The organism is Bradyrhizobium macuxiense (assembly GCF_007993935.1).
GTDB classification, from domain to species: Bacteria; Pseudomonadota; Alphaproteobacteria; order Rhizobiales; family Xanthobacteraceae; genus Bradyrhizobium; species Bradyrhizobium macuxiense_A.
Genome location: NZ_VITY01000006.1, coordinates 409,200 through 425,667, shown reverse-complemented (window position 1 = coordinate 425,667; position 16,468 = coordinate 409,200). Strand labels below are relative to the sequence as shown.

The following is a 16,468-nucleotide window of genomic DNA, read 5'->3' as shown; positions in this document are numbered from 1 at the left end:
ATCATGGCGCGCAAAGCCGCGGGCGCCACGATGTCCAGTTGACCGAACTCCCTGATGGTTCGTGCAACGGCGGCGTCAATGTGTGCCTGATTTCCAACGTCGAGCGCGGCGGCGAAGGCTTTGCCGCCATCCGCGACAACCGTCGACGCAACGTCGTGTACAGCCTGTTCGCGAATATCGGCGACCATCGTGTTCAGCGGCTTGCCGATATGAAAAGAGAAGAACGCTGCGAGCAATCGAGCCGATACAATCGCCGAGCGCATTTATCAGCTTCGACTTGAGATCATCGATCCAATTGCCGCTTCTCTTGCTGCGCGATCGTACTATCTAAAGATGTATTAGTTAAAAGTAGAAACGATAAGCGTTGTGGCGACAACGCGATCGTGCAATAGTTTCGTCGCTTACCCAATATCGTTTTCGTCAGTCAATCTCTATTGGCAGTACCGCGGACTCTCCGGGCAGGAGATTCCGCGAGGAGAAGTGCATTGTAGCAATTTGATTTTTCATCAATGATCGAGGGAGGCTGCGATGGCGTTGGTCCTCAAGAGCAAGGACGGCTTCTGGTACTGGTCCGATGGAAATCCCTTAGACCCTACCTTCCCTGCCGCACTCTACGGAAGCATAGACGGAGTCTTCCTTCCCACCGATCCGACCTCGCCACCCAAGAGCGAAGTCGTATGCCCCCGGAGCATCACTTTCACAGTGCCGGGCTCACCCGGAGCAGAAGTCACAGTCGTCGAAGATGGCGGCAATCTTGATTTCACGGTGACGATGCAGGGGCCCAAGGCCGATCTGTCGGGCCTGTTCTTTGATTTCACCAACGGAAAGCTGTCCAGCCTCCAGGTCAGCGGCGATCCCGACATCACGCAGTTCGTCACCGGGGCGGGCAGCGTGATCAACCTGAAGAACGGCGTCAACATGAACGGCGCCAAGGTACCGGCGTTCGACGTTGGGATGGAGTTCGGGCTGGCCGGTATCGGCAGCAATCATCTGGACATCCACACAACCAGCTTCGTCCTGAGCGACGCTGCGCACGATCTGTCGATCGATGACCTCCACCCGACCGGGGAAACCGGCATCGTCGGCGTCAGAACGCTGAGTGTCGGCCAGAAACTCGAGACGGTCGCGCCTTATGCGCCGACGGCCACGCCCGACACGGTGACAACGCTGGAGGATCAGTCGATCATCATTCCGGTCAGCGCGCTCGCGACCGACAAGAACAGTGGCGCGATTCTGAGCATTGGCGAGATCGGTTCTGGTCCCGAAGGGCCGCAATACGGCACGGTGACCATCGCGTCCGACGGAAAGAGCCTGATCTATACGCCGACAACGCTTGACTATTATGTTGACGGCATTCTGACCGGCAACCAGGACGCGTTCCAGGTCTGCGTGACAGACAGTTTTGGCGGCGAGGTCACGAGCTTCGTCACCGTGAATGCCGTGCCCGTTGCAGATCCACCGAAGGTTGTCGATCAAATTGCCGCGCCACATGCCGGTGACGCTGCGACGCTGGTGCGGTTCGACATCACCGTCACGTCGGATGATTTCGCGACGATCAATCAGATGTCGGATTACATCAAGAGCTTCAGCCTTTCACTGACCGGCACCAACACCAGCGGGATTACGGTCACTGACACCGACGGCTTGTTGTCTGGCAACCTGATTACGCCTCCTGCCAACCAGGGGCAGTTCACGGACGAACTGCTCGTCTCGTTGCCGGCCGGATCGACATTCAGCGACACCCTGTCGATGACCGGGACCAATGCAGAGGTCGAGAACACCGGCTCCCCGGCCACCGCGGCCACGACCATCACCCAGACGATTACCGCCGATACCGAAACCACGCTTGAGGATACCGCCATCACTATTCCGATCGCTAACCTGGTCGGCGGCGCGAATATGAGCATTACGGGGGTCGCTCCAGGGCCGCTCGGACCGAAATACGGCACGGTCACCATCGCAGCGGACGGACAGAGCCTGATCTACACGCCGACGACGCTCGACGATTTCGTCAACGGGACGCCGACCGGCGATCAGGATGTGTTCCAGGTCTATTCGTCCAACGGCGCGGGCAACAACGCGGTAACCCTGGTTACCGTGAAGGAGACGCCGGTGGCGGACACGCCCACTGTGAACGTGACGGTGCTCCCGATGCAGCCGGGTGACCCGATCAACGAAGTCCGTCTGGAAATTACCTCCCAATCGGGCGACTTTGGGACGGTGAACCAGGGCTCGGATTTTATTCAGAGCATCGGGCTGAACCTGACCGGAACGACGGGCGCCACTTCGATCATAGACAAGCTCGGATTGCTGTCAGGCAATACCATCAACCTCAACCCTTCCAACCAGGGCAGTTTTCAGGACGAAGTCGACATTCTGATGCCGGCGAACACCTCCATCGTCGACTCGTTGGGGATCACCGCGACGGCAGCCGAGACGGAAAACCCGACTGTGTCCGCCTCGAACACCACGAGCCAGTCGATCGTGATCGACAACGCCCAATCCTCGACCGATCTGACGTTCCAGACCACCGGGCAGAGCATCTGGGATACCGGGGCAGCCTTCAGCAAGGACTTCAACACCGGATTCCTCGGTCTCGACAAGAGCTACAGCACGTCGAAGAAGGCCGTGATCGGTACGCTTGGCGTCTCCACCACGATCGCCAGCGCCGGCGCCGACCTGCACGTCAGGGCAGGCGTTCAGGCCGACCTGAAGATCACGGCAGGTGATATCAGCGCAACGCTGCCGTTCAACGTCGGTTTGGACTCCACCTACAACAAGACCACCGACACGATGCAGATCATGGCGACCGACGTGCAACTCGGCGGCGGGCACTTCACGGCGCATGGACCAAGCGGCTCGTTCACCTTCGGGCTGGATCTTGGCCTTTCGGCCGGCGCGCACGCCACCGTCTTCGGCACCGGCCCGAGTACGCATGTGAGCGTCGGGTCGTTCACCAAGCCGGTGTTGGGCTTCAGTCTGAAGAGCAGCCAGCTGAGCACGACGATCAACCTGCCTGGCGGCGCGCAGCTGACCCTGGCATTCCCCAATGTGAACACCAACGGCAGCAACGCCGGCCCCGGCACGATTTCCGGTACAGGGACCAGCAACGATATCGTGAACCTGTCGGGCGACCTCGTCGCGATCGCCAGCAACATCATCTTCGGCACCGACGTGACCGACATCAACATCGGTCCGTTGTCGATCGATGTCCTCGATCTGATTCTCGGTATCGGACTGAACGTGGTGCAGAAGTTCGATCTGAACTCCTCCGGCCTGGTGCCTGCACTGGTCCTCGAAGATGGGACCGTCGAGCCGCTGTCGTTTGGCACTCCGCTGACGATTCCGAACGCGTCAACTCACGACGCAAACCACGATGGGAAGATCGAGTTCGGCCTTGGTCTGGTGCCGACGGCAACGTTGACGAACAACACCTCGCTCGGCGCCACGATGAATGCCTCGATCACCGCGCTCGCGCTTTCCGTCAGCCATATCGGCTCATTCACGGCGTTCAAGGCCGGTACGACTGTTCAGCTCGGCACGTTCCCGCCGATCTACAACAAGACGTTCGCCTTGAACGGGTTCGGGCAACAGACCGTGACCCAGACCGTATAGCCATCGCTGCGACTTACGGCTTAGCGCTGTGGAAACCGTCAACGATGGAAAATCGGAGCCTGTATCAGTCCCGCCCAGGACTGATACAGGTCTCGTGGCGCTCTGTCAGATCGCGCGACATCTTGGGATACCGGCAAACCCGGTGACCTTGGGGCGCCACCACCTGGTGGCGGGCGCGATCGCGAGCAAGGAAGATCTGATCCGTATCGCGCGGCGTCTCGGATTGCGCGCGCGGCTGGTGAAGACCAACTGGGAGCGGCTCGAGAAGACCCCGCTGCCGGCAATTCTTGTCAACGAGAACGACCAGTTCAGCATCGTCAGCCGGGTCGTTGACGGTCGCGCCGCCGTGCACGCCGCGGGAACTGCGCTGCCGAATCTGCTGGAACGCTCGGATCTGGATACGGTCTGGACGGGCGAGCTGATCCTGCTGAGCAGACGGCTCTCGCCGGCGATGCTGGCCAATCGTTTTGATATCAGGTGGTTTCTGTCGGCGGTGCATCGGTATCGATATGCGCTTACCGAGGTGCTGATCGCGTCATTCTTCCTGCAACTGCTCGGCCTGGTCTCGCCACTGTTCTTCCAGGTGGTGGTTGACAAGGTGCTGGTGCATCGCGGGCTGTCCACGCTCGATGTATTGATGATCGGCCTGGCATTTGTGTCGGTGTTCGAAGTGACGCTAGGTGCGCTGCGTACCTATGTCTTCAGCCACACCACGAACCGCATCGATGTCGAACTGGGCGCGCGGCTGTTCGACCATCTTCTCGGTTTGCCGCTTTCCTACTTCGCCAATCGCCGCGTGGGCGATTCCGTCGCGCGGGTGCGCGAACTGGAGAACATCCGCAATTTCATCACAGGTTCCGCGCTGACGCTGTCCATCGACCTGTTCTTCACCTTCATCTTCCTCGCGGTCATGTACCTCTACAGTCCGCTACTGACGTGGATCGTCATTGCCTCGCTGCCGGCATATCTGATCATCAGCGTGATCTTGACGCCGGTGCTGCGTCGCCGCCTCGATGAGAAATTCGCCCGCGGTGCCGACAATCAGGCCTTTCTGGTCGAGTCCGTCAGCGGCGCAGAAACCATCAAGGCAATGGCAGTCGAGCCGCAGATGCTGCGGCGGTGGGAAGATCAGTTGTCGGGTTACGTCCGCGCCAGCTTCCGCGCGCAGACCTTGGGAAATATCGGTGGTCAGGTTGTCCAGTTCATCAACAAGTTCACGATCGTCGCCACGCTCTATCTGGGCGCAAAGGCGGTGATGGCGGGCGACCTTACCGTGGGCGAGCTGGTCGCCTTCAACATGCTGGCCGGGCGAGTCGCCCAGCCGGTGTTGCGCATTGCGCAGCTTTGGCAGGATTTCCAGCAGACCAGACTCTCGATCGCTCGCTTGGGCGATATTCTGAATACGCAGCGCGAACCTGCCCAGACTGGTGCGGCCTCGCTACCGGCCATCAGGGGCGAGATCCGGTTCGAACATGTTACGTTCCGCTATGTGCCGAACGGGCCCGCAGTGCTCGCCGATGTATCGCTACACGTGGCGCCGGGACAGGTCATCGGTATCGTCGGGCCGTCGGGGTCGGGGAAATCCACACTCGCCAAGCTGGTGCAGCGCCTCTATACGCCGGAGTCCGGTCGCGTGCTGATCGACGGGATCGACCTCAGCATGGTCGATACCGCCTGGCTACGGCATCAAATCGGCATCGTGTTGCAGGACAACGTTCTGTTCAACCGCTCGGTGCGCGAGAATATCGCGCTGGCTGACCCCGGCGCGCCGATCGAGCAGATCATTCGCGCCGCGACCTTGTCGGGGGCGCACGACTTCATCGTCGAGCTGCCGCAAGGCTACGACACGACGATCGGCGAACGCGGCGCGTCCTTGTCGGGCGGTCAGCGCCAGCGCATCGCGATCGCCCGCGCGCTGATGGCGAATCCACGGATCCTGATCTTTGATGAAGCAACCAGCGCGCTGGATTACGAAAGCGAACGGGTCATCCAGGAGAACATGCGCCGCATCGCGGCAGGACGGACCGTGCTCGTCATCGCACATCGGCTCTCGACCGTCCGCGGCGCCGACAGTCTGATCACGCTCGACCACGGACGAAAGGTGGAAGAAGGCACGCACGAAGAGCTGCTCCGGCGGTCGGGACGTTACGCCCACCTCTATCGGCTACAGTCGGGGATCTCCAATGCGGTCTAACGGCGTCTCCGCTGCGGATCACAAGGCCGGCGAAGTGGTGCTGTTTCAGCGCCGCTCGGCGCAGCGCCGCGCCTCGGAGCGGGAGTTCCTGCCCAGCGCACTCGAGGTGATCGAAACCCCGGCGTCGCCGGCCGGTCACCTGATGATTGGGACGATCGTCTTGCTCGTGACGGTGGCGGTGATCTGGGCCTGTCTTGGTAAGGTGGACATCATTGCAGTGGCGAACGGACGGCTGATCCCGGCCGGAGAGGTGAAGCTGATCCAGCCGCTCGAAATCGGCGTGGTGAAGCGGATCGCGATCAGCGAAGGCGATGCTGTCCGGCGCGGAGATGTTTTGGTCGAACTCGATCCGACCGCGACCGCTGCGGACGTCGACCGGATTGCGCGCGATCTGATGCAGGCGAGGCTGGATGCGGTACGACTGTCCGCACAACTCGCAGGAGACGCTGGCGCCTTCGTCGCGCCAACGGACGCGGAGCCGGCGTTGGTCGATGCGCAGAAGCGGCAATTGCTGACCGAGCTGGCACAGCACCACGCCAAGCTCGACGGGATCGATCAGCAAGTCCTGGCCAAGGTCGCGGAGCGGGACGAATCGAAGGCAACCATAGCCAAGATCGACGCGACGCTGCCCCTGCTCGAAGAGAAGGTGCGAATGTACAGGGAGCTCCTGGAAAAAAGCCTGACGTCAAAGGTCAACCTGCTGGAGTCGGAGCGGCAGCAGGTTGAGGCGAAACACACCCGGATTGCGACCGAGCATCACGTCGAGGCGACGGTTGCGCAGATCGCCGCATTGGTCCAGCAGCGGAAACAAACGGAAGAGGAGTTGCGGGACCAGGACATCAAGGAGCTCGCCAAGGCGAACCAGACTGCGGCCCAACTGTCGCAGGACGGCATCAAGGCCCGGCAACGCAGCGGCTTGCAGACTCTCAGGTCACCGGTTGACGGAACGGTAGAACAGCTGTCGGTCCACACGATCGGCGGCGTCGTAACACCGGCCCAGACGCTGATGGTCGTGGTGCCCCGTGGCTCGAAGCTGGAGGTCGAAGCGACCCTTCCGAACCGCGAGGTGGGGTTCGTCGAAGTCGGGCAGCAAGCCGAGATCAAGGTCGAGACCTTCAACTACACGCGTTACGGTCTCCTCCATGGCAATGTCCGGCTCGTCGGCCGAGACGCCTTGCGCTACACGCGCCCGTCTTCGGAGACATCCGACAAGGATCCGTTTGCAGGGAAGCCGCAGGCTGCAGGGAATCCTTCCGAGCGCGAGTCCTCCTACATGGTTCGCATTGCGTTGAAGGAAACCACGATCGGTACAGAACAGGGAGAAATGCAGCTGGGGCCCGGCATGGGGGTGACGGCGGAGATCAGGACCGGGCAGCGACGCGTGATTGAGTATGTGCTGTCGCCGATCATGCGCTACAGACACGAAAGCTTGCACGAGCGATGAGTGCAGCCTCACCAGCGACTGCCTTGACAGGCGCGGCGCTTGGTCCTGCCGAAGAATTCCGCGCGGGACTAGCCAGGTTGTTCGACGAGAACGAGGGTTTCCGCAACCAAATGACGGAGATCATGGATGTTCTCTCGGCCGCGGTCGCTGCTCACAAACTGGGAGCCCTGGCCGAGGCCGAGGCCGGCTATCGCAGCGTCCTGGCAAGACTGCCTGACCACCCCCAGGCGTTGCACATGCTGGGTGCCGTCGAATTGCAGCGCGGCAACGTTCGAGGCGCGATCGACCTGATCCGGCGGTCGATCAAGGTTCATCCCGGACATCCCGAGGCGTGGGTCAATCTCGGGAGCGCGCTGCGGACGATCCATGAGAACGACGAAGCGATCGGCGCGTATCAGCGCGCCATCAACATCAAGCAGGACATGGTCGTCGCATATACAGAACTTGCGACATTGTTGTCGGATCTCGGTCGCTATGAGGCAGCGGTGTCCTACTGTGAAGCAGCGGTTGCGATCGCGCCTGCTTCCATGCCGGCGCAGATTCAACTTGCCATCACGCTGAGAGCCGCGGGGCGATTGCAGGACGCGACGCGTCACTGGTCCAAAATCATTGCTCTATCTCCCAACCGGGCGGAATCGTACTACGTTCTGGGAACCCAGTTTCGAGATATGGGGCAATTGCCGGAGGCACTGCGCTGCCACAACAAGGCGCTGGCCTTGAAGCCCGACATTCCGGAGTTTCTGTGCGCCAAGGGGGCTACGCTGATCTATCTGAATCAGGCCGACGAGGCGTTGGTGTGCTTCCAGCGGGCAGAGACCATCTCGCCCGGCCTGCCTGACGCCCTGGCCGGAATCGGCTGGGCATTGCGATCGCTAGGTCGGTTCGAAGAGGCTGACGGCTATTCCGACAAGGTTCGCGCTCTCAATCCGGGCGATTTGCGGTCATACAAGCACGTCTCCAGCGAGGGCTCCGCGCTCGAGGTCGAAGATGAGCAGCGTCTTGCCGATGCGCTGGAGCAGCCAAACACCAGCATAGACGGACGGATCACCGCAGGGTTTGGCCTTGGACGGCTGCTGGACAAGACCGGACGATACGATGAGGCGTTCGCGCGGTATTCCGCCGCAAATAGCCTGGTCCGCGACATTTGGCCCAAAGTGGCCGATCTGTTCGACAAGGAAAGCTTTGCCGCCCGCATCGAACAATTGATCGAGCGCTACCGCGACCGATCCCGCGTCGAACCGACGGACTTCAGCAACATGTCGGAATTGCCGGTGTTCGTCGTCGGTATGCCGAGGTCCGGCACGACGCTGGTGGAGCAGATCTGCGCCAGCCACTCGCGTGTGTTCGGTGCCGGTGAACTCGGTGATGTCATTCGGATGGACAGCGTCTTGAGCCGCCCCGACATTGCCGGCACAACGCAAGCGTTTCATGACACAGCGCGGAGACTTGCGAAGGAGCACATCGTCAAGCTGTACGGTGATGCGAAAGGTGCCCATCGCGTCGTCGATAAAATGCCGGACAACATTCTTCACGTTGGCCTTCTTGCGCAGCTGTTTCCCCGGGCACGATTTGTCCTGTGCAGCCGCGATGATCGCGATACCGCATTGTCCTGCTATTTTCAGATGTTCGCACCTGGAGCCCAGCATTTTTCCTACGATCTGGCGGACTGTGGCCACAGGGCGCGGCTGATCAGACGACTGGCCCGGCACTGGATCGGCCTGTTACCCGATCGGACAATCGAGATGAATTACGAGACCCTGACCGACGATCTCGAAGGTCAGAGCCGGCGCTTGATCAAGTTTCTTGGCTTGGACTGGGATCCGGCTTGCATGAACTTTCACCTCACCGAACGGCCGGTGTCGACCTTGAGCTACTGGCAGGTTCGGCAGCCGCTCTATCAAAGCTCAGTCGGGCGGTGGCGGAACTACGAGAAGCACCTCGATCCCTTGTTCGCAGCGTTGAACCGGCATGAATGACGAATTCGCCATGTGGATCGAGAAGGCGCCTGCGACCGCTCCGTCGTCCAGCGATATTCAGGCCCTGCTGCGGGACGCGATTGGGGCGTACACCGATGGCCGAGGCGATGACGCCGAGCGGCGAGCTCGCGAGATCCTGGTCCAGCAGCCTGATCACCTTGCCGGTCTACAGATCCTGACCGCCGTGGCCGGGCAAACCGGCCGACTGCCGCTCGCGCTCCGCATCGCGCGGCACGCGGTATCATCGCATCCAAACCATGTTTCGCCTCACGTTCAATTGGCGAACCTGCTGCGCGAGGACGGGGATCTTGCCGGGGCAGCCAGCGAGCTGGATCTTGCGCTGCAACTTCAGCCGGACAACGCCGGGGCGCACAATGACCGCGGACTTGTCCTATTGGCGGAGAGCCAATTCGAGCGAGCCATCGATTGCTTCGCCGAGGCCTTGCGGATCGATTCATCGTGCGGGCTGACACACTACAACATGGCGCTTGCATTGGAGGCGCTGGGTTCGCTTCCTGCCGCCATGGAACGGTATCAGGAAGCCGCGCGCTTGCGGCCAAATCTGGTGGAAGCGCACTACAAGCTCGGTCTGCTGCTCGAAGAGGAAGGCTACCGCAAACGGGCCATCGAGTGCCTTCGCGCCGCTGCTGCGCTCAGACCGGGCACTGCCTTTGCGCGGTTGTGCGAGGCCAGGATACTCGGCTTCGAGGGTGACGATTTGGCTTCGGAGGAATTCGTCAGGCGCGCGATTTTGCTTGAGCCGCGCAAGAGCGATGCGCATGCGATGCTGGGCACGATCCTGATGCAGCAGGGGCGCTTTGATGAAGCCTCCGCGTCATTCGACCTGGCGAACGCGCTGAACACTCACGACATATTGGGACCTGTTGGCTTGGTTGAGGTGAAGCGTCTCTCGGACGCTGATCGGCCCTTGATAGGCCAGTTGGAGCGAAAGCTAGGAAATCCGGCGATCACCGGACACGAGGCGGCACTCGTCCATTTCGCGCTGGGCAAGGCCTATGACGATATCGGCGAGTACGGTCACGCCATCGGACATTTCGACCAAGCGAATTCGCTGAAGAAGCGCGTCAAGAATAAATACTACAATCCCGCGGTGCACGCGGAGCTTGTCGATCGGTTGATCCGGCGTTTCACGCCACAATTCTTTGCCCGCAACAAGGACGCCGCGCGTGCGTGGGACGCGCCGGTGCTGATCGTCGGAATGCCGCGTTCCGGCACGACGTTGGTCGAGCAAGTCCTCTCAAGCCATCCAGATGTCGCGGCGGGTGGCGAGCTGGCTTTCTGGCCTGATCATGCCCCGGAATTCGGAGTGGACCGTGAAGGCAGGATCGATCCGGCCTGGATCCGGGAGACGCAAGCAGCCTATCAGACGAGGCTGAAGCAGATCTCTCCTACCGCGCGCAGGATCACCGACAAGCTGCCGCAGAACTTCCACAACATCGGACTGTTGTATGCAACATTCCCCGGGGCGCGCGTCATCCATTGTCGCCGCGATCCGATCGATACCTGCCTTTCGGTCTACTTCAACAACTTTGCGAATGGCATGGATTTTTCGTTCGATCGGCAATGGATCGTTGATTATTACGAGCAATACGCTCGGCTGACCGAACACTGGCGTAACGTGCTGCCGCCGGCATTCCTGCTTGAAATCGGCTATGAAGATGTGGTCGCGGCTCCCGAGCCCTTCATACGACAGATCATCGACTTTTGCGGCCTGCAATGGAACGACGCCTGTCTGCGGCCGGAGCAGAACCAACGAGTGATCAAGACCGCAAGCGTATGGCAGGCGCGGCAGCCGATCTATCGAACCTCCGTCTCGCGCTGGCAACGTTATGAACCCTGGCTCGGGGTATTCAACAGCCTGCCGCGACAGGCGAACCTCAAAATGGGTGCCTCGTGAAGCGGGGCGCCGATCCGCATCCGGCGGCAGTTCGGTATCGTTCGAGAGGAACAAGATGCGCAAGATATTGATCATGGGTCTACCTGGCGCGGGCAAGACCACACTGGCAAAAGCCCTTGCGCCGCTCATCAATGCCGTCGTGTTCAACGCGGACGCAGTGCGGGAGAACCTGTCACGCGATCTCGGCTTCAGTCACGAAGACCGCGTCGAGCACGCCAGGCGGATGGGATGGATGTGTGATCGCGTCGTCGAGGCCGGCGGTACCGTGATTGCCGATTTCGTCTGCCCGACCGATGAGACGCGAGCGGCCTTTGGCAAGGCATTTATCATCTGGGTCGATCGCATCGATGCAGGGCGCTTTGAAGATACCAACCGCATGTTCGTTCTCCCCGGCAATTTCGATCTCCGCGTGAATGGAAATGGAACTCCGCAATTCTGGGCAGAGAAGGTGCTTGCCAGATTGCGTCCGCCATTCGATCCACGGAAGCCGACCGCACTCTTCGTCGGGCGCTACCAACCGTTTCACGCAGGCCACCGCCGACTGATAGAGGAAGGCATCCGGCGGGTTGGGCAGGTGTGCGTGGCTGTGCGCGACACACACGGAACCGACGAGAAGAATCCATTCTCGTTTTCTGAGATCAGGCAACGCATCGAAACAGGCCTTGCGGATCACGTCGGCCGCTTCGTCGTTGTCGCGCTACCGAACATCACCAACGTGTTCTACGGGCGCGACGTCGGCTATGTGGTGGAGAAGCTGGTGTTGGATGAGGGCACGGAAGCGATCTCGGCGAGTGAAGTGCGGCGCTTGATGAGTTGTTCCCGATAACGAGCGTGGCGAACCATCAAAGCGCCGCTTAACTCCTACTTCAGCATCGCCGCGACGTTGTCCTTTGTCACAACGTCGAGGCCGGTGTGGATGATCTCCGGCACCTTCTGGCCCTTCTTGATGGCAAGCAGCGTATCCATCGCTTTCTCGCCCATCTCGAACGGACGCTGGCCGATCAGCGCATTGGCGTAGCCCTCGTTCAGGAGCTCGAGCTGCATCTTGAGGGTATCGGCCACGACCAGCGTGAACTTGCCGGCGTCGATGTCCTTCTTGCTCTTGCTGGCGAACGCCTTGAAGCCTTCTGGCGCAAACATCGGCCAGCCGCCGACCGGGACGATCGCTGCGAGGTCGGGAACGGCAGTGCGCAGATCGGTCATCTGCTGAACGCCGAGCGCGGGGTCGTCGTTGCAGAAGGTCGGCGATCCCCCGACCTCGGTCCACTTCGAGCCCTTCAGCGCTTCTCGGACACCATTGACGCGTTCGGCGAGGTTCTCCGCACCCGGCCCGCCGGAGATCATCGCGTATTTGCCGCCGTCGGGCCGGAGCTTCAGCAATTGCTTGCCGAGCGCGACACCGAATTCCTTGTTGTCGGTACCGATATAGGCAATCCGCTTCGAGCCAGGTGCGTCCGCGTCGAACGTGATGACGGTGATGCCGGCCGCCGTCGCCGCCTCGATCGACTTGGTCATGGCCGCAACGTCGGCGACCGAGATGGCGAGGCCGTCCACTTTCTGGGTGATGAAATCCTGGATGATTTGCGCTTGCGTCGCCGGCTCGTGCTCGACGGGACCCTTGTAGATGCATTCGATGTTGCCGAGCTCCTTGGCTCGCTTCTGACAGCCGTCGCGCGCGAAGTCGAAGAACGGATTGTTCATCGCCTTGGGCACGATCACGAATTTGTAGCTCTGGGCAAAGCCGGGCGACGCCATCATGGCGAGCACCGCGGCGGCAAGAAGTGCCTTCCTCATTGTTTCCCTCCACATTCTTATTGTGCCTATCCTTCAGGTGGTGGCTCCGGGAGGTGGATAGGCGGACATCACGATCCTCCAGGATGAACTTGTCAGGCCATGCGCGAGCGAAGGCGGTCGACCAGCACCGCTGCGATGATGATCACCCCCACCAGGGTCTGCTGCCAATAGGAGTTGACCTGCGCGAGCACGAGGCCGTTGCGGATCACTTCCAGCAGCACGCAGCCGACGATGGCCCCGAGCGGGCCGCCGGCGCCACCGGCAAGATTGGCGCCGCCGATCACGGCGGCCGCAATGACATTGAGCTCGTAGGACGTCGCCATGTTGGCCGGCGCGGATCCGAGCCAGCCGCAGATGATGATGCCCTGCAGGCCGGCCGCGAGCGCACAGATGACGTAGACCTCGATCTTGACGCGCACGACCGAGATGCCGGTCAAGGCAGCCGCCTTCTCATTGCCGCCGAGCGCAAAGACGTGGCGGCCGAAACCGGTGTGGTGCAGCACGACCGCCATCGTCGCCGCGAGCACCACGAGATAGATGAACGGCGCGGGCAGTCCGAACACGACGCCCGATGTCAGCGTGTAGAAATAACTGGCTTCGGGGCCGCTGGGAAAGCTGCCGCGGCCGTTGGAGACGACGTAGCCGAGGCCGCGCACGATCGAGAGCATGCCGAGCGTGGTGACGAAGGGTGACAGCCCCAGCACCGCGATGCAGAAGCCGTTGACGAGGCCGACTACCAGCGCGACGCCGAGCCCTGCCAGCACCGAGACAAGCAGGATCAACCCGGGCATGTTGGCGATCACGGTCTTGCCGTCGTCGGCCAGATGCACGAACCAGTCCGCGCCGGGCATGCCCGGTGTCGAGATGGACGTCATGACCATCGAGGTGATCATCGCGGAGAAGCACATCACCGAGCCCACCGAGAGATCGATGCCGCCCGTGATGATGACGAAGGTCACGCCGAGCGTGGCGATGGCGATGAAGGAAAAGTTCTTCGCCACATTCTGCAGATTGCCCTGGGTGAGGAAGTAAGGGCTGGCGAAGTTCATCACCACGAACAGCGCCACCAGAGCGAGCAGGACGTAGCCGGTCTGCGAGGCGAAGAGGCCGCTTCGCCACCATTTGGTCTTGCCGACATTGGTGAAGGTGAGGGGAGAGTCCAGGGGCGTGGCCATCACGCAGCCTCCTTCGCTCCCGTGATCAGGGAGGTGACTTCTTCGGGGCTGGTGTCGCCGATCGCCTTGTCGGCCCGCTTCTCGCCGCGACGCATGACCACGACGCGGTCGCAGACCGCGAACACGTCGGGCATGCGGTGCGAGATCAGCATGACCGCGACGCCCTGTTCCTTCAGGCGATGGATCAGGCTCAGGACCTGTTCGACCTGGCGGACCGAAATCGCCGCCGTCGGCTCGTCCATCATCACGAGCTTGGCGTTGGAGAGCCGCGTCCGCGCGATCGCGACCGCCTGCCGCTGGCCGCCTGACATCTGCTTGACGAGATCGTGCGGCCGGGTCTCCGAGCGCAGCTCGCCGAATAGCTCCAGCGCGCGGGCTGCCATCGCCTTGTGGTCGAGCAACGCGAACGGACCAAGCTTGCGCTTGAGCTCACGGCCGAGGAACACATTGGCCGCTGCCGTGAGATTGTCGGCGAGCGCGAGGTCTTGATAGACCACCTCTATGCCGACCGTGCGGGCATCGATTGGACGGACGAAGTGAACCGGCTTGCCGTCAAAGCGGATCTCGCCGTGAGTTGGCGGGAAATTCCCGGCGATGATCTTGACCAGCGTCGACTTGCCGGCGCCGTTGTCGCCCATCAGGCCGACAACCTCGCCGGGGGAGACGCGCAGGTCGACGCCATGCAACGCACGAATGGCGCCGAACTCCTTGCCGATGCCCTTCAACTCCAGGACTGCTAGCCCGGCGTCGTGAGGGGTTACCATGGCTGGTCTCGCTCCGGCATGCTGGCAAACCACCTCCGGCTCAGAAGTGCACCAGCGTACGCAAACCAAGCACCCAGGCGTTCTCGGTCTTGACGCCGGCGCCGTTATAGCCGCGTCCGCCCGGGTTGATCACGTACTGGGCGTCGAACTTGAGGTTCATCCAGCCAGTCGCCTGCCAGCCGTACCAGGCTTCGATCGGAACTTCGTTGCCGCCGGCATTGGGGGTGAGGGCCGCCGAATTCACATGGGTCGTGCCCACCGCGAAGCCGACTTCGTCTTCCGGACGCCAGGAGAACGTTCCGGTGTGCCTGAAGCCCAGCGCGACCTGGTAGTCCTGGTACGACGTCCGGTGATCGGCGACCGTCGTGTTGAGGAACATGTACCAACCCTGCGCCTTTGCACCCTCAACGGTCAGCCGCTGCAGGATTGATTCATAAACGCCATAGCGGCCGCGTTGATCTCCGAGATTCTGGCCCGGGACACCATCGACGCCCGGGATGGCCGCGATGATACCCGGCAGGCCGCCGTCAATTGTCGACGCGCTGTCATACCAGCCGCCGAATCTCCAGGTCCCGTTCAATGGACCGCTCGGCGCCCAGACCACCTCGACCGGCACCAGCACGCCGGAGGCGCGGCTCGAGCCGGGAACGCCCGGCAGGAAGTAGGTCGAGGAATCCGACGTCGTCAGATAATTCGGATTGGCGTCGTAGACGCCGACCGACAGCTGCCATTCCTTGGCGAAGTTGTAGTGCGCCACACCGGCCCATTGGCTCACCGGCCAATTGTAGATGTAGCCACCCTGGATGTTGCCGGGCTGGCCGCCGCAGAAGGTCAGGTTGATGAACTCGCACAGGCCGAAGAAGAAGTCGGAGCCGACCGGCAGCCGGCCGCCCTTGAGTTCGAGGCGATTATCGAACAGCTTTTGCGAGTAGTAGAGTTCCGTGAGGCGCAGGATATTACCGCGGCCGAACACTTCGTTGGTCAGCTGCAAGGCCGGAATGCCTGCGTCGTCGTTCAGATTGTGGCCGAAGCGGTCGACCAGCGTGAGGCCGACGGTGCCACCCTGGATGCCGGCGAGCTTCGCCATGTCGAACTTTGCCTGGAAGAACAGCTGTCCGGCGTTAGCCCCGACGTTCTTGTTGCCGCCCGACAGATTGCCGACGGCTTCGTCGCCAAGCGTCAGGGCCAGCGAGATGCCTCGCTCTTTCAGCTGCGTCCTGCCGAGATCGCCGAACAGATACGGCCTGGTCCAGAAATCATCGGTCTCCGTGTAAGGCACAGGCGGAGCCTTCGTGAGCAGATCGGCCGCATGCGCGCCGCCGCCGCCGAATAGAGATAATAGGGCGATCCCCAATCCGCACGCCCCCGCGGTGCCTACAGATCTAAGTGACATTTTCTGCACTCCCAGCGTCCCCGGCTTTGTCCATTTTGCTTCACGTTCCCGCCCAAAGCCCTTCAGCACGGAACGCGCCCCTTTCAGTGCACTCATCCCTCAACCTGAGATGGAAACCGCGTGCGCACCAAAGCCTTTCAAGACGGTGGTGAGGGTCGGTCCGCCGCCCGGCCGGGTCCGGCCTGCAGCGCGAAT

11 protein-coding genes are annotated in these 16,468 nt (G+C 61.6%); 7 read left to right on the top strand and 4 right to left on the bottom strand.

Translation table 11 applies throughout. The features are described from left to right. Positions 1 to 38 precede the first annotated feature (38 nt). From FBZ93_RS18935 to FBZ93_RS18905, 7 genes are all read left to right on the top strand, one after another. A complete protein-coding gene (locus FBZ93_RS18935; protein WP_146987395.1) occupies positions 39 to 281 on the top strand; it encodes a hypothetical protein in 243 nt (80 codons plus the stop codon). A gap of 247 nt (positions 282 to 528) precedes the next feature. Beyond that, positions 529 to 3,615, top strand: coding sequence for an Ig-like domain-containing protein (locus FBZ93_RS18930; RefSeq protein WP_146987393.1), 3,087 nt, complete (start codon positions 529 to 531; stop codon positions 3,613 to 3,615). A 28-nt stretch (positions 3,616 to 3,643) separates the two neighbouring features. After that, a complete protein-coding gene (locus FBZ93_RS18925; RefSeq protein ID WP_208764028.1) occupies positions 3,644 to 5,809 on the top strand; it encodes a type I secretion system permease/ATPase in 2,166 nt (721 codons plus the stop codon). Further along, positions 5,799 to 7,253 (top strand): HlyD family type I secretion periplasmic adaptor subunit, encoded by a 1,455-nt coding sequence (locus FBZ93_RS18920; RefSeq protein WP_146987390.1) that lies wholly within the window; start codon positions 5,799 to 5,801, stop codon positions 7,251 to 7,253. The genes FBZ93_RS18925 and FBZ93_RS18920 overlap by 11 nt, the downstream gene beginning before the upstream one ends. Positions 7,254 to 7,330: 77 nt before the next feature. Continuing rightward, the gene (locus tag FBZ93_RS18915; protein WP_167529098.1) at positions 7,331 to 9,229 is read left to right on the top strand and encodes a tetratricopeptide repeat-containing sulfotransferase family protein; all 1,899 of its coding nucleotides are present in this window, start codon (positions 7,331 to 7,333) and stop codon (positions 9,227 to 9,229) included. Then, entirely contained in the window at positions 9,222 to 11,147 is a 1,926-nt protein-coding gene (locus tag FBZ93_RS18910; RefSeq protein ID WP_146987388.1) for a tetratricopeptide repeat-containing sulfotransferase family protein, read from the top strand. Before FBZ93_RS18915 ends, FBZ93_RS18910 begins: the two co-directional genes overlap by 8 nt. A gap of 55 nt (positions 11,148 to 11,202) precedes the next feature. Next, positions 11,203 to 11,973 carry an adenylyl-sulfate kinase gene (locus tag FBZ93_RS18905; RefSeq protein ID WP_146987386.1) on the top strand — a complete coding sequence of 257 codons (771 nt, stop codon included), beginning with the start codon at positions 11,203 to 11,205 and terminating at the stop codon, positions 11,971 to 11,973. Between the two features lie 35 nt (positions 11,974 to 12,008). Here FBZ93_RS18905 and FBZ93_RS18900 read toward each other — a convergent pair whose 3' ends face one another. The 4 genes from FBZ93_RS18900 to FBZ93_RS18885 all read right to left on the bottom strand — a co-directional run bounded on the left by FBZ93_RS18900 (position 12,009) and on the right by FBZ93_RS18885 (position 16,273). Continuing rightward, complete coding sequence (locus FBZ93_RS18900) at positions 12,009 to 12,941, bottom strand: sugar-binding protein (RefSeq protein ID WP_146987384.1); 933 nt, start codon at positions 12,939 to 12,941, stop codon at positions 12,009 to 12,011. Positions 12,942 to 13,033: 92 nt separating this feature from the next. Then, positions 13,034 to 14,116 (bottom strand): ABC transporter permease, encoded by a 1,083-nt coding sequence (locus FBZ93_RS18895; protein WP_167529097.1) that lies wholly within the window; start codon positions 14,114 to 14,116, stop codon positions 13,034 to 13,036. Continuing rightward, positions 14,116 to 14,880 carry an ATP-binding cassette domain-containing protein gene (locus tag FBZ93_RS18890; protein ID WP_146987380.1) on the bottom strand — a complete coding sequence of 255 codons (765 nt, stop codon included), beginning with the start codon at positions 14,878 to 14,880 and terminating at the stop codon, positions 14,116 to 14,118. The genes FBZ93_RS18895 and FBZ93_RS18890 overlap by 1 nt, the downstream gene beginning before the upstream one ends. A 40-nt stretch (positions 14,881 to 14,920) precedes the next feature. Further along, positions 14,921 to 16,273, bottom strand: a complete 1,353-nt coding sequence (locus FBZ93_RS18885; protein ID WP_146987379.1) for a carbohydrate porin — start codon at positions 16,271 to 16,273, stop codon at positions 14,921 to 14,923. Positions 16,274 to 16,468: the final 195 nt, after the last annotated feature.

What these genes read in the sequence shown, in the direction of transcription:
- FBZ93_RS18905 (WP_146987386.1), top strand. Translation starts at nt 11,203, where the DNA reads ATGCGCAAGATATTGATCATGGGTCTACCTGGCGCGGGCAAGACCACA.
- FBZ93_RS18920 (WP_146987390.1), top strand. Translation starts at nt 5,799, where the DNA reads ATGCGGTCTAACGGCGTCTCCGCTGCGGATCACAAGGCCGGCGAAGTG.
- FBZ93_RS18895 (WP_167529097.1), bottom strand. Translation starts at nt 14,116, where the DNA reads ATGGCCACGCCCCTGGACTCTCCCCTCACCTTCACCAATGTCGGCAAG.
- FBZ93_RS18890 (WP_146987380.1), bottom strand. Translation starts at nt 14,880, where the DNA reads ATGGTAACCCCTCACGACGCCGGGCTAGCAGTCCTGGAGTTGAAGGGC.
- FBZ93_RS18930 (WP_146987393.1), top strand. Translation starts at nt 529, where the DNA reads ATGGCGTTGGTCCTCAAGAGCAAGGACGGCTTCTGGTACTGGTCCGAT.
- FBZ93_RS18885 (WP_146987379.1), bottom strand. Translation starts at nt 16,273, where the DNA reads ATGTCACTTAGATCTGTAGGCACCGCGGGGGCGTGCGGATTGGGGATC.
- FBZ93_RS18900 (WP_146987384.1), bottom strand. Translation starts at nt 12,941, where the DNA reads ATGAGGAAGGCACTTCTTGCCGCCGCGGTGCTCGCCATGATGGCGTCG.
- FBZ93_RS18910 (WP_146987388.1), top strand. Translation starts at nt 9,222, where the DNA reads ATGAATGACGAATTCGCCATGTGGATCGAGAAGGCGCCTGCGACCGCT.